The following is a 12,531-nucleotide window of genomic DNA, read 5'->3' on the forward strand; positions in this document are numbered from 1 at the left end:
GAGAGCGGATGACGCAGGAGATCACCGTCCGGGGCACGGTCGCGGAGGGCTTCGAGGCGGTGCGCGAGGAGTTCGCCGCCTTCGTCGCCGGTGAACCGGCCGACTACGAGGGACAGTTGTGTGCGTACGTGCACGGCCGGCGGGTCGTCGACCTGTGGGCCGGCGAGGGGGCCGACGGGGACTCCCTCTACGGCGTGTTCTCGTCCACCAAGGGCGCCGCCCACCTGGTCGTGGCCATGCTGGTGCAGGACGGCACGCTGGAGCTGGACCGTAAGGTCACCTACTACTGGCCGGAGTTCGCCGCCGAGGGCAAGGGCACGCTGACCCTGCGGGACCTGGCGGCGCACCGGGCGGGTCTGGTCGGCACCGACACCGGGTTCAGCCCCCAGGAACTGGCCGACGACCGGGCGATGGCCGAACGCCTGGCGGACCAGCGGCCGTTCTGGCGCCCCGGCACCGCCTTCGGCTACCACGCCCTCGTCATCGGGGCCCTCACCGGCGAGGTCGTACGGCGGGCGACCGGCCGTACCCTCCAGGACGTGTACGAGGAGCGGGTCCGGGCACCGTACGGCCTCGGCTTCTTCCTGGGCCTGCCGGCCGCGCACGAGCCGCGCTTCCGCACGGCCCTGCCGATGCGGCCGACGTCCGAGCAGCAGGCGCTGATCGACGCTCTTGCCCCCGGCCCGCGGACCCTCCCGGGGATCGCCTTCAACGAGCACGCCGCCGAGCCCGTGGACCTGGCGGCCCTGCCCAACGACCCGCGGGTCCGTGCCCGGGGCCCGGCCTCCTTCGGCGGGGTGGCGTCGGCGCGCGGCCTGGCCGGGATGTACGCGGCGCTGCTCAGCGAGATCGACGGCAAGGCGGCGCTGCTGAAGGAGGACACGGTCGCGGAGTTCGGCCAGTTCCACTCGGTGGGATACGACCTGGTGGCGCGCACCCACAAGTCGTACGGCCTGGGCTTCCAGGCGACGGCGGACACCTGGCACCCGTTCCTCGGCGCGGGCACGATCGGCCACAGCGGCGCGGCGGGCTCCCAGGCGTTCGCCGACCCGCGCAGCGGGGTCGCCTACGGCTACACGAGGCGACGGTTCGCGTTCCCGGGCGGAGCGGCCCCCGAGAACGACCGGCTGGCAAAGGCCGTGCACCGGGCGGCGCTCGAAACCCGCTGAGCGCGACCCGCCCAGGGGCGCGGGGAACCGCACGGCCAGCCACAACGCGCCCGCACCCGGCAGACGAGAGGCCGCACCCCACGTCCAGGGGTGCGGCCCCCGCACCACACCAACGACAATCGTCGGACCAGCGTCACGCTGATGTTCCCGCGCGTCGCCTTCGAGTACGGGCACACGTCGTGCGTCTTCTCGACGAGGTCACGGGCGCCCCCCTCCTCGACGCCCGGAATCGCCGCCGAGATGTCCACGATGACGCCGAACCCGTCGTCGTTCCTCCCGAGCCCGACCCGCGCGGTGACGGTCGAACCGCAGATGTCGGCCCCGGCCTGCCGGGCGACGGCCCCGAGCGCGTGGAAGCACGCGCTGTACCCCGCGGCGAACAGCTGTTCCGGGTTGGTCCCGGATCCGCTGCCGCCCATCTCCTTCGGCGGGTTCACGACGACGTCGAGCCGGCCGTCGTCGATTTCGGAAAGAATTTACCGCATACCGGAAAGGTGGGCAGCAGCCCTACAGCTTGACGATCATCTTTCCGGTGTTGTCGCCGCGCAGGACCCCGAGGAACGCCTCCAGGTTGTTCTCGATGCCCTCGACGATCGTCTCGCGGTACTTCAGCCGCCCCGAGGCAACCCACGGGCCGACCTCGGCGACGAACTGCGGCTGCAGGTCGTAGTGGTCGCCCACCAGGAAGCCCTCGATCCGGCCGCGGGTCTGGATGAGACGGGCGAGGTTCCTCGGGCCGGGCGCGGGCTCGGTGTTGTTGTAGACGGAGATCATGCCGCAGACCGCGATCCGGCCGTTCCGGTTCAGCTGCCCGATGGCCGCCTCCAGGTGGTCGCCGCCCACGTTGTCGAAGTAGACGTCGACGCCGTCGGGCGCGGCCGCCCGCAGCTGCTCGCCGACGGAGCCGTTCTTGTAGTTGAAGGCCGCGTCGAAGCCGTACTCCTCGACCAGCAGCTTGACCTTCTCGTCGGAGCCGGCCGAGCCGATCACCCGCGAGGCGCCCTTGAGCTTGGCGATCTGGCCGACCTGGCTGCCGACCGCGCCGGCCGCGCCGGAGACGAAGACCGAGTCGCCCTCCTTGAAGGAGGCGGTGCGCAACAGGCCCGCGTAGGCGGTGAGACCGGTCATGCCGAGGACACCGAGGTACGTCGACAGGGGCGCCGCCGCCGCGTCGACCTTGACCGCGTTCTTCGCGTCCATGACCGCGTACTCGCGCCAGCCGAAGAAGTGCAGGACGTGGTCGCCGGCCGCGATGCCCCCGGCGTTCGACTCGACGACCTCGCCGACCGCGCCGCCCTGCATGACCTTGCCCAGCTCGAAGGGGGCGGCATACGACTTGGCGGCACTCATCCGGCCGCGCATGTACGGGTCGACGGAGAGGTACTTGTTCCGCACGAGCACCTGCCCCTCACCCGGCGTCGGGACCTCCGCCTCGACCAGGGCGAAGTCCTCGGGCTTCGGCCAGCCGACGGGACGGCTCACCAGGTGCCACTCGCGGTTGATCATGACATGCGCCTTTCCTAATTACTTCAGTACCTGAAACAACCATGCTCCTTAATATTTCAGGATGTCAAGTAACGGGGTATTCTTGGGCGCATGTCGTCCTCACAGCCCAGCCCAGAGACCCGGCGCCCCGACGCCCTGACCTTCGAGGTCGTCGAGCTGATCGGGGATGTCGTGGCCCGCTTCTACGCGGACTACGAGGAGGCGGCGGGCGAGCACGCGCTCACCGGGGCGCAGGCGCGGCTGCTCAGCCTGCTCTCGCTGGAGCCGCTGCCGATGCGGAAGCTCGCGCAGAAGCTGAAGTGCGAGCCGTCGAACGTGACGGGGATCGTGGACCGGCTGGAGGCGCGGGGCCTCGCGGAGCGGCGGCCCGACCCGGCCGACCGCCGGGTGAAGCTGGCCGCGGCGACGGACGAGGGCCGCCGGGTCGCCCGCGACCTGCGCGACGGGCTGCGGTTCGCCCGCGAGCCGCTGGCGGGGCTGTCGGACGCCGAGCGGCTGTCGCTGCGGGACCTGCTGCGGCGGATGCTGGACGCCTAGACCTGCGTGCGGCCGCAAGGCGGAGAAGGGAGCCGGCGCGGTGGGGACACCTCCCGGCCGAAGACCGGGGGACGCCGGCGAGTGACGACGACGCGGCTGCTGCTGGGTCCCGCCTCCGAAAAAGTGCGTGCCAAACCCCGCGTCTGCGGCATGATCCGAACGACAGGTCCTGGCCGGGGGGCCGCCGCCCGGCGCGGCCGGCCGCAGCCCCCCGGGCGGTTACGCGAACTGGCCGGGGCGGTAGTCGCCCGCCGGCTGCTGGAAGATGACGTTCAGCCGGTTGTAGGCGTTGATGACCGCGATCGTCGCCACCAGCGCGACGAGTTCCTCTTCGGTGTAGTGCTTGGCCGCGTTCTCCCACACCTCGTCGGGGACGCCGCCCGCCGCGTCGGCGATCCGGGTGCCCTGCTCGGCCAGCTCCAGCGCGGCGCGCTCGGCCTCGGTGAAGACGGTCGCCTCGCGCCAGGCGCCGACCATGTGCAGGCGCTGCTGGGTCTCGCCCGCGGCCCCCGCGTCCTTGGTGTGCATGTCGAGGCAGAAGCCGCAGCCGTTGATCTGACTGGCCCGGATCTTGACCAGTTCCAGGGTCGCGGCGGGGATCGACGTCCCCTCGGCGGCCCTGCCCGCGCCGTTGAAGGCCTTGATCAGCTTGTTGCCGGTGGGGCTGGCGAAGAGGTTCAGACGGGCTTCCATGGTGTGCTCCTCCGTTGGATTCAGCGGGATACACACCTATGACGGAGCGGGTTCTGCGGGTGTGACAGGTTTGCTCGGTTTGCCGGGGGGATTTTCCGGCGCCGGCCCGCGGGGGCCGGTCGCGCGGTTCCCCGCGCCCCCCACGGGGCGCGCTTCACCGGGCGCTTCCGCTAGGAGCACCACCACAGGAACCGCGTGCACGAGTGGCTCTGCGACGGAGTCGGGCTCGGGTTCGAGGTCGTCGGGTCCGCCGTCGGCGTCGAGGCCGCCGAGGAGGTCGGTGCCGCCGTCGGCGTCTGCGGGCCGGTCCCCGGGCCCGTCGTCGCCGACTGCGCCGAGGTTCCCTTCGGGGTCGCCGACGGGGAGCCGGACCCCTTGTCCTTCGACGCGGAGGGGGACGCGGAGGCGGAGGGGTCGGCGGAGGCCGAACTCGCCGGTCCGGTCGCGCCGGAGGTGTCCCCCAGCGGCTCGGCCGTCGTACCCGGGGACGACGTGGAGGTGCCGCCGTCGGTGGTGTCACCGCCCGCCGAGGCCGGCCCGGGGCTGGTGAACGGTATGGCGTCCGTGCCGAGTTCGGCCAGGCTCAGGCAGCCCGCCGCCAGGACGCACGCCACGCTCACGAGCAGGATCCTGCGGCGCCGTCGGCGGTGGGCCGCGGCCTTGCGGTCGCGACGGCTCCCGTCGGCCCCGGAAGGCTCCTCCTCGGCCTCGGCGCCGCCGGCAGGGCTCTCGGCTGCTCGTCCGCGGCTCCGGCCGCCCCGCCCGCGCGCCGCCCGCCGCCGGTCCGCCCGGCCCCCCGGGGAGGGCTCGTCACCCTCGTCGCCGTCGCCACCGTCGGTGGCGCCACCGGGGCGGTCGTCCGCGAACTCCGGCTGCGGGTGGGGAGGTTCGCCGGTGTCCGCCGGTTCGGGGGTGGTCGCCTCCGGCGCGGACGCGCGCAGCGGCTCGGCGGGAGTGCCGCACCCCGGACAGGCGAGGGCGCCGTTGAGGTGCCGTCGGCACGGGTGGCAGTAGTCCATGACGCGGGAAGACTAAGTTCCCCGGCGGTCGCTTAACCACCCAGGCCTGTGAAGGTTCTGTGGGGGACCGAAAACAATGTCGAAAGCCTTGCCGAAACCGTTACCTGTCGGACCCATTGACACCCCCGCCGCCCCGTCCTTACTGTCACGCCAGCATTTCGAACGTGTGACGAAATCTCGAACAGCTGAGGGGCAACTGCCGTGCGCATCACCGGAATCAGCACACACGTGGTCGGGACGCCCTGGCGCAACCTGACGTACGTCCAGGTGCACACCGACGAAGGGATCACGGGAGTCGGCGAGACCCGGATGCTCGGTCACACCGACGCGCTGATCGGGTACCTGCGGGAGGCCGAGGCCAACCACATTCTCGGTTCGGACCCGTTCGCGGTGGAAGACCTCGTGCGCCGGATGAAGTACGGCGACTACGGCCGTGCGGGTGAGATCGTCATGTCCGGCATCGCCGTCGTCGAGATGGCCTGCTGGGACATCAAGGGCAAGGCCCTGGGCGTGCCGGTGTGGCAGTTGCTCGGCGGGAAGGTCACGGACAGGGTCAAGGCGTACGCCAACGGCTGGTACACGACCGAGCGGACGCCGGAGGCGTACCACAAGGCAGCCCAGGGGGTCATCGAGCGCGGGTACCGGGCGCTGAAGATCGACCCGTTCGGGACCGGGCACTTCGAGCTGGACCACGAGCAGACGCTGTACTCCGTGTCGCTGATCGAGGCCGTCCGGGACGCCATCGGGCCGGACGCCGAACTGATGCTGGAGATGCACGGCCGCTTCTCCCCCTCGACGGCCGTCCGGCTCGCGCACGAACTCGCGCCCTTCAAGCCGGCCTGGCTGGAGGAGCCCTGCCCGCCGGAGAACCTGAAGGCGCTGGAGAAGGTCGCCGCCAAGGTCGACATCCCGGTCGCCACCGGGGAGCGCATCCACGACCGCATCGAGTTCCGCGAACTCTTCGAGAGCCAGGCCGTGGACGTCATCCAGCCGGACGTCGGCCACATCGGCGGCATCTGGGAGACGCGCAAGCTGGCCGCGACCGCCGAGACGCACTACGTGCTCGTCGCGCCGCACAACGTCGGCGGGTCCGTGCTGACCGCCGCCTCGCTCCAGGTCGGGTTCACCTCCCCGAACTTCAAGATCCTGGAGCACTTCAACGACTTCGCCGACGCCGAGATCAAGAAGGTGGTCAAGGGGGCGCCGGAGGTCGTCGACGGCTACTTCCACCTGTCCGACGCACCCGGCCTCGGGGTCGAGTTCGACGCGGACGCCGCCGCCGAGTTCCCGCAGCAGCAGGCCCGCTTCGACCTCTGGGCCGACGGCTGGGAGCAGCGCAGGCCGAAGGGGGCGTCGAAGTGAGCTCCCAGGTCGTCGTCGAGGCGCCGGGCGCGCACCGCGTCGAGGAGCACACGCCCCGCGAGCCCGGTCCCGGCGAGGCGCTGGTCGCCGTGCACGCGGTCGGGATTTGCGGAAGCGACCGTGAGGTGTACCAGGGCAACCGGCCGGAGGGGTACGTCCGTTACCCGCTGACGCCGGGACACGAGTGGTCGGGGACGGTACGGGCGGTCGGTGCCGGAGTCCCCGCGGGCCTGGTCGGCCGCAAGGTGGTCGGTGAGGGGTTCCGGAACTGCCAGGTGTGCGACCGGTGCCATGCGGGCGAGACCACGCTGTGCACGGACGGGTACGAGGAGACCGGGTTCACCCAGCCGGGTGCCATGGCCGCCACACTGACCCTCCCGGCCCGCCTGCTGCACGCGCTCCCGGACGACTCGGACCTGACCGCCGCCGCACTCCTGGAACCCGCCGCCTGCATCGCGGCCGCCGCCCTGAAGGGCAACGCCCGGCCGGGCGAGCGCGTCGCGGTGGTCGGGACCGGAACACTGGGCATGTTCGCCGTGCAGTTCCTGCGCGCGGTCTCGCCGGGCGAACTGCTCGTGGTCGGCACGCGTGACGACCGGGAGGCGCTCTCCCGCCGGTTCGGCGCCTCCGACTTCCGCACCAGGGACCAGGAACTCCCCGACGACTTCGACGTGGTCATCGAGACCGCCGGGTCCGCGTCCGCCGCGCGCACCGCCGCCTCCCTGCTCAGGCGCGGCGGACGCCTGGTCCTGACCGGCATCCCGGCCCCCGGCGCCGAGGGCCTGGACCCGACCGACCTCGTCGTACGGCAGCTGGAGGTGCACACCGTCTTCGGGGCGCCGCCGGATGCCTGGTCGCACGCGGTGCGGGTGTTCGGGGCCGGGCTGCTCGATCCGCTGCCGCTGGTCACGCACGAGCTGCCGCTGACCGAGTTCCCCCAGGCCATCGAGCTGGTGGGCGCCGGTGATCCGAAGGTGGGCAAGGTGCTGCTCCGCCCCTAGTCGTACGCCGGCCGCGGCGTGCCGTGACCTCGCCGTGGCCGGCGTACACCGCTGCTTTTTCTCTGCCCAGAGCCGCGAACCTTGTCCGAAATATCGAACACGAAGGACAGCTTGTGACGACCGACGCTTCCGTTACGGCGGCCCGCCGACCCGGTGAGCAGGCACTCACCGCCCTCGGTCTGGGCGCGCCCGCCCTCGATCCCGCCGACGCCTCCGCCCACACCTTCCCGGGCGGCGGCAGGTGGCGCACCGAGATCCCCTCCTGCGAGGGTCCCGAGGCGCTTGCCGTCGTGCTCAAGGAGTCCTCACGGCTGGACGTACCGATCCACCGGATCAGCCAGGGCAGCGGCGTGTGGATGCTCACCGACGCCGAGATCACGGAGATGGTCGACGCGACGAACGAGCGTGACATCGAGCTCTGTCTGTTCACCGGCCCGCGCGGCACCTGGGACATCGGCGGTTCCGTGCGCTCCGACTCGCGGGGGGCCGGACTGCGCGCACGGGGCCACGACGCGGTCGCCGGATGTGTCGAAGACGCCGTACGGGCCACGGAACTGGGCGTCAAGTGCCTGCTCGTCGCCGACGAGGGCGTGCTGTGGACGCTGCACCGGGCCCGGCAGGCGGGGATCGTCCCGGCCGACACCACGCTGAAGGTGTCCGCGCTCGTCGGTCCGGTCAACCCGGCGTCGTACTCGGTCTTCGAGCACCTCGGCGCCGACTCCGTCAACGTACCCAGCGACCTGACCCTCGATCACCTCACCGAGATCCGGCGGGTGTCCGGCGCCCCCATGGACATGTACATCGAGGCCCCCGACGACCTCGGCGGCTACATCCGGATGTACGAGGTCGCCGAGCTGATCCGGCGCGGCGCGCCGATCTACCTGAAGTTCGGTCTGTCCAAGGCTCCCGGCATCTACCCGTGGGGCACCCACCTGCGGGACGTGACCCTGGACACCGCGCGCGAGCGGGTGCGGCGGGGGCGGCTCGCGCTGGACCTGCTGGCGCGGCACGGGGCGGACGGGGAGATGGCGCCGCTCGGATCCCGGTTGCCGGGACGTCTGAACCGATTCCCCGTCGAAGGTTCCACCGGATGACCGATGCGGGCTGCGGGCCGCGTGTGGGCGGTCGCGCCCACACGGCCGAGCCGCGAATCAACCGCTGCCCCGCGCCCCTCGGGGCGCTCGAAAGACCTCGCACGTACCTCTCAACGACGAGAAGAACAGGGACCGATCACCATGCGCACTCGTAGAAGCGCCCTCACCCTCATAGCCGGGGCCGCCTCCCTCGCCCTGACCCTGTCCGCCTGCGGGCAGAACAGCGAAGGCGGCAGCAAGGAGGACAACGGCAGCGCCAAGGGCGGCACGATCGGCATCGCGATGCCGACCAAGTCGTCCGAGCGCTGGATCAACGACGGCAACAACCTTGTCAAGGACATCGAGGCCAAGGGCTACAAGACCAAGCTGGTCTTCGGCGAGGACAACCCGGACAACCAGGTCTCGCAGATCGAGAACCTGATCACGCAGGGCGTCAAGGGCCTGGTCATCGCGGCGATCGACAACAAGTCCCTGAACAACGTGCTCCAGGAGGCCGCGGACGCCAAGATCCCGGTCATCGCCTACGACCGGCTGATCCTCGGCACCAAGAACGTCGACTACTACGCGTCCTTCGACAACGAGAAGGTCGGCGTCGAGCAGGGCACGTACATCGTGCACAAGCTGGGTCTGGACAGCGGCAAGAAGGGCCCGTTCAACATCGAGCTGTTCGCGGGCTCGAACGACGACAACAACACCAAGTACTTCTTCAACGGCGCGATGAGCGTGCTCCAGCCGTACATCGACAAGAAGCAGCTGGTGGTCAAGTCCGGCCAGACCGCGCTGAACAAGGTCACCACCCTGCGCTGGGACGGCGCGACCGCGCAGTCGCGCATGGAGGACATCCTGACCTCCTCCTACAAGTCCGCCAAGGTCGACGCGGTGCTCTCGCCCTACGACGGCATCTCGATCGGCATCCTCGCCGCCCTGAAGTCCGACGGCTACGGGTCGGGCAGCCAGCCGCTTCCCGTCATCACCGGCCAGGACGCCGAGCTGGCGTCCGTCAAGTCGATCATCGCGGGGCAGCAGACACAGACCGTCTACAAGGACCTCCGGAAGCTCGCCGAGGTCGCGGCAACGATGGTCGACGACGCGCTGAACAAGAAAACCCCGCAGACGAACGACACCAAGACCTACGACAACGGGTCCAAGGTCGTCCCCGCCTTCCTGCTCCAGCCGGTGAGCGTCGACAAGTCCAACTACGAGGACGTCCTGGTCAAGGGCGGCTACTACACCGACGCCCAGCTCAAGTGATCCGCCGACCCCCGACCGTCAAGCACTGATTGGAAGGCAGACCATGGCGGGACCCGTCCTGGAAATGCGCTCGATCGTCAAGACCTTTCCCGGCGTCAAGGCACTGTCGGACGTCACTCTGACCGTCCGCCAGGGCGAGGTCCACGCCATCTGCGGGGAGAACGGCGCCGGCAAGTCGACCCTGATGAAGGTCCTCTCCGGCGTCCATCCGCACGGCAGTTACGAGGGCGAGATCCTCTTCGAGGGCGAGCCCTGCGCGTTCGGTGACATCCGGGCGAGCGAGCAGCGCGGCATCGTGATCATCCACCAGGAGCTGGCGCTGTCGCCGTACCTCTCGCTGGCGGAGAACATCTTCCTCGGCAACGAACACGCCAAGGGCGGGTTCATCGACTGGCGCGAGACCCTGCGGCACGCCACCCAACTGCTGCGCCGGGTGGGTCTGGACGACCACCCGGAGACCCGCGTCACCGACATCGGCGTGGGCAAGCAGCAGCTGGTGGAGATCGCGAAGGCGCTCTCGAAGAAGGTGAAGCTGCTCATCCTCGACGAGCCGACCGCGGCTCTGAACGACGAGGACAGCGGCAAACTCCTCGACCTGATCCTGGAGCTGAAGAACCAGGGCATCACCTCGATCATCATCTCGCACAAGCTCAACGAGATCCGCCGGGTCGCCGACTCGGTGACGATCATCCGTGACGGTCACTCCATCGAGACCCTCGACGTGAAGTCGGCGGAGACCACCGAGGAGCGGATCATCTCCGGCATGGTCGGCCGCGACCTCGACCACCGCTTCCCCGAGCGCACCCCCTACGAGGGCGAAGAGGACGCGGCACCGGCCCTGGAGATCCGCGACTGGACCGTGCGGCACCCGATCGACCAGGATCGCAAGGTCGTCGACGACGTGTCGGTCCACGTCCGGCGCGGCGAGATCGTCGGTATCGCCGGCCTGATGGGCGCCGGCCGCACCGAACTCGCGATGAGCGTCTTCGGACGGACCTACGGCCGCTACGACGGCGGCACGGTCCTCAAGGACGGCACGGAGATCCGTACCAAGTCGGTCGCCGAGGCGGTCGGCCACGGCATCGCCTACGTCACCGAGGACCGCAAGCACTACGGCCTCAACCTCATCGACACCATCAACCGCAACATCTCGCTGACCGCGCTGAACAAGGTCGCCCGGCGCGGGATCGTGGACGAGCACGAGGAGCGGCAGGTCTCCGAGGGCTACCGCACCTCCATGAACATCAAGGCGCCCACGGTGTTCGAGCCGGTGGGCAAGCTGTCGGGCGGCAACCAGCAGAAGGTCGTCCTCAGCAAGTGGATCTTCGCGGGTCCTGACGTGCTGATCCTGGACGAGCCGACCCGCGGCATCGACGTGGGCGCCAAGTACGAGATCTACACGGTCATCGACCGGCTCGCCGCCCAGGGCAAGGCGGTCGTCTTCATCTCCTCCGAACTGCCCGAGCTGCTCGGCATGTGCGACCGCATCTACACCATGGCCGCGGGCCGTCTGACCGGTGAGGTGCCCAGGGCCGAGGCCACGCAGGAAGTGCTGATGCGCCATATGACGAAGGACAAAGAGGTAACGCGATGAGCACGGATGTCACCGCCAAGAGCCCGGCGCCCGCGCCGCCGGGCAGGAGCGGATCGGCCGCCGACGGGAACCTGCTCCGGATGGTCCTGGACGGGCTGCGCCGCAACATGCGCCAGTACGGCATGCTGATCGCGCTCGGCCTGATCGTCGCCCTGTTCGCCGTGTGGACCGACGGGGACCTGCTGCTGCCGCGCAACGTCTCCAACCTGGTGCTGCAGAACAGCTACATCCTGATCCTGGCCATCGGCATGATGATGGTGATCATCGCCGGGCACATCGACCTGTCGGTCGGATCGCTGACCGCGTTCGTGGGCGCCTTCGCCGCCGTGCTGACGGTCGATCACGGCGTGCCCTGGCCGGTCGCGCTGGTCCTGTGCCTGGTGATGGGCGCCTTCGCGGGCGCCGCCCAGGGCGTGCTGATCGCCTACTTCGGCATACCGTCGTTCATCGTCACCCTCGCCGGGATGCTGCTCTTCCGCGGTCTCACCGAGATCCTGCTCCAGGGCCAGACCATCGGCCCGTTCCCGAACGGCCTGCAGAACCTGGGCAACGGCTTCCTCCCCGAGGTCGGCCCGCACACCAACTACCACAACATCACGCTGCTGCTGGGCATCGTGCTGATCGCCGCCGTGGTCTGGCAGGAGTTCCGCGACCGCCGCCGCCAGCAGGAGTTCGCCCTGGACGTGCCGCCCACCCGGCTGTTCCTGCTCAAGCTGACCGCGCTGATCGCCGCGATCCTCGTCCTGACCATGCTGCTCGCCAGCTACAAGGGCGCCCCGATCGTCCTGATCGTCCTGGGCGCGCTGGTCGTCGGCTACGGCTACGTCATGCGCAACGCGGTCTTCGGGCGGCACATCTACGCGATCGGCGGCAACCTGCCGGCGGCCAAGCTGTCCGGCGTCAAGGACAGGAAGGTCACCTTCTACGTCTTCCTGAACATGGGCGTGCTCGCGGCCCTGGCCGGTCTGGTGGTAGCGGCCCGGCTGAACGCGGCCTCGCCGAAGGCGGGCGACGGCTTCGAACTGGAGGCGATCGCCTCCTCGTTCATCGGCGGCGCCTCCATGAGCGGTGGTGTCGGCACCATCCTCGGGGCCATCATCGGCGGTCTCGTCCTCGGCGTGCTGAACAACGGCATGAACCTCCTCAGCGTCGGCACCGACTGGCAACAGGTCATCAAGGGCCTCGCCCTGCTCGCGGCCGTCGGATTCGACGTGTGGAACAAGCGCAAGTCCGGTTCGTAGTCAGCGCAGGCGCTCCGCTGGAAGGCCGTACAGAAAGCGCGTGCCGGCGGGGGCCGGTCGCGCG

Annotated in this window: 11 protein-coding genes and 1 pseudogene; 8 read left to right on the top strand and 4 right to left on the bottom strand. The window is 70.1% G+C overall.

Annotated elements, in window-relative coordinates; genetic code table 11:
• The first annotated feature begins 8 nt into the window (after positions 1-8).
• Complete coding sequence (locus ACFXI4_RS03180; protein ID WP_384987678.1) at positions 9-1,169, top strand: serine hydrolase domain-containing protein; 1,161 nt, start codon at positions 9-11, stop codon at positions 1,167-1,169.
• Positions 1,170-1,297: 128 nt separating this feature from the next.
• On the opposite strand, the pseudogene ACFXI4_RS03185 reads toward ACFXI4_RS03180, so the two are convergent.
• Both ACFXI4_RS03185 and ACFXI4_RS03190 read right to left on the bottom strand, forming a co-directional pair.
• A pseudogene (locus ACFXI4_RS03185) lies at positions 1,298-1,630 on the bottom strand (organic hydroperoxide resistance protein); the annotation flags it as partial.
• Positions 1,631-1,676: 46 nt separating this feature from the next.
• Complete coding sequence (locus ACFXI4_RS03190; RefSeq protein WP_384987680.1) at positions 1,677-2,675, bottom strand: NADP-dependent oxidoreductase; 999 nt, start codon at positions 2,673-2,675, stop codon at positions 1,677-1,679.
• Between the two features lie 90 nt (positions 2,676-2,765).
• On the opposite strand from ACFXI4_RS03190, the gene ACFXI4_RS03195 reads away from it, so the two are divergent.
• Positions 2,766-3,212, top strand: coding sequence for a MarR family transcriptional regulator (locus ACFXI4_RS03195; RefSeq protein WP_362730414.1), 447 nt, complete (start codon positions 2,766-2,768; stop codon positions 3,210-3,212).
• Between the two features lie 219 nt (positions 3,213-3,431).
• On the opposite strand, the gene ACFXI4_RS03200 is transcribed toward ACFXI4_RS03195, so the two are convergent.
• A complete protein-coding gene (locus tag ACFXI4_RS03200) occupies positions 3,432-3,905 on the bottom strand; it encodes a carboxymuconolactone decarboxylase family protein (RefSeq protein ID WP_384987683.1) in 474 nt (157 codons plus the stop codon).
• A gap of 170 nt (positions 3,906-4,075) precedes the next feature.
• Positions 4,076-4,924, bottom strand: a complete 849-nt coding sequence (locus ACFXI4_RS03205) for a hypothetical protein (RefSeq protein WP_384987685.1) — start codon at positions 4,922-4,924, stop codon at positions 4,076-4,078.
• A 201-nt stretch (positions 4,925-5,125) separates the two neighbouring features.
• Here ACFXI4_RS03205 and ACFXI4_RS03210 point away from each other — a divergent pair, with 201 nt between their 5' ends.
• From ACFXI4_RS03210 to mmsB, 6 genes are all read left to right on the top strand, one after another.
• Positions 5,126-6,286 (top strand): mandelate racemase/muconate lactonizing enzyme family protein, encoded by a 1,161-nt coding sequence (locus tag ACFXI4_RS03210; RefSeq protein WP_384987687.1) that lies wholly within the window; start codon positions 5,126-5,128, stop codon positions 6,284-6,286.
• Complete coding sequence (locus ACFXI4_RS03215) at positions 6,283-7,287, top strand: zinc-binding dehydrogenase (protein WP_384987689.1); 1,005 nt, start codon at positions 6,283-6,285, stop codon at positions 7,285-7,287. The genes ACFXI4_RS03210 and ACFXI4_RS03215 overlap by 4 nt, the downstream gene beginning before the upstream one ends.
• Positions 7,288-7,400: 113 nt before the next feature.
• Positions 7,401-8,381 carry a hypothetical protein gene (locus ACFXI4_RS03220; protein WP_384987691.1) on the top strand — a complete coding sequence of 327 codons (981 nt, stop codon included), beginning with the start codon at positions 7,401-7,403 and terminating at the stop codon, positions 8,379-8,381.
• Positions 8,382-8,522: 141 nt separating this feature from the next.
• Entirely contained in the window at positions 8,523-9,632 is a 1,110-nt protein-coding gene (gene chvE / locus ACFXI4_RS03225) for a multiple monosaccharide ABC transporter substrate-binding protein (protein ID WP_362722731.1), read from the top strand.
• Positions 9,633-9,675: 43 nt separating this feature from the next.
• Positions 9,676-11,226, top strand: coding sequence for a multiple monosaccharide ABC transporter ATP-binding protein (mmsA, locus tag ACFXI4_RS03230; protein ID WP_384987693.1), 1,551 nt, complete (start codon positions 9,676-9,678; stop codon positions 11,224-11,226).
• Positions 11,223-12,467, top strand: coding sequence for a multiple monosaccharide ABC transporter permease (gene mmsB / locus ACFXI4_RS03235; protein ID WP_384987695.1), 1,245 nt, complete (start codon positions 11,223-11,225; stop codon positions 12,465-12,467). The genes mmsA and mmsB overlap by 4 nt, the downstream gene beginning before the upstream one ends.
• Positions 12,468-12,531: the final 64 nt, after the last annotated feature.

The sequence above is a fragment of the Streptomyces sp. NPDC059224 genome (assembly GCF_042754285.1).
In the GTDB taxonomy this organism is placed as follows: Bacteria; Actinomycetota; Actinomycetes; order Streptomycetales; family Streptomycetaceae; genus Streptomyces.

What these genes read in the sequence shown, in the direction of transcription:
- ACFXI4_RS03180 (WP_384987678.1), top strand. Translation starts at nt 9, where the DNA reads ATGACGCAGGAGATCACCGTCCGGGGCACGGTCGCGGAGGGCTTCGAG.
- ACFXI4_RS03190 (WP_384987680.1), bottom strand. Translation starts at nt 2,675, where the DNA reads ATGATCAACCGCGAGTGGCACCTGGTGAGCCGTCCCGTCGGCTGGCCG.
- ACFXI4_RS03195 (WP_362730414.1), top strand. Translation starts at nt 2,766, where the DNA reads ATGTCGTCCTCACAGCCCAGCCCAGAGACCCGGCGCCCCGACGCCCTG.
- ACFXI4_RS03200 (WP_384987683.1), bottom strand. Translation starts at nt 3,905, where the DNA reads ATGGAAGCCCGTCTGAACCTCTTCGCCAGCCCCACCGGCAACAAGCTG.
- ACFXI4_RS03205 (WP_384987685.1), bottom strand. Translation starts at nt 4,924, where the DNA reads ATGGACTACTGCCACCCGTGCCGACGGCACCTCAACGGCGCCCTCGCC.
- chvE (WP_362722731.1), top strand. Translation starts at nt 8,523, where the DNA reads ATGCGCACTCGTAGAAGCGCCCTCACCCTCATAGCCGGGGCCGCCTCC.
- mmsA (WP_384987693.1), top strand. Translation starts at nt 9,676, where the DNA reads ATGGCGGGACCCGTCCTGGAAATGCGCTCGATCGTCAAGACCTTTCCC.
- mmsB (WP_384987695.1), top strand. Translation starts at nt 11,223, where the DNA reads ATGAGCACGGATGTCACCGCCAAGAGCCCGGCGCCCGCGCCGCCGGGC.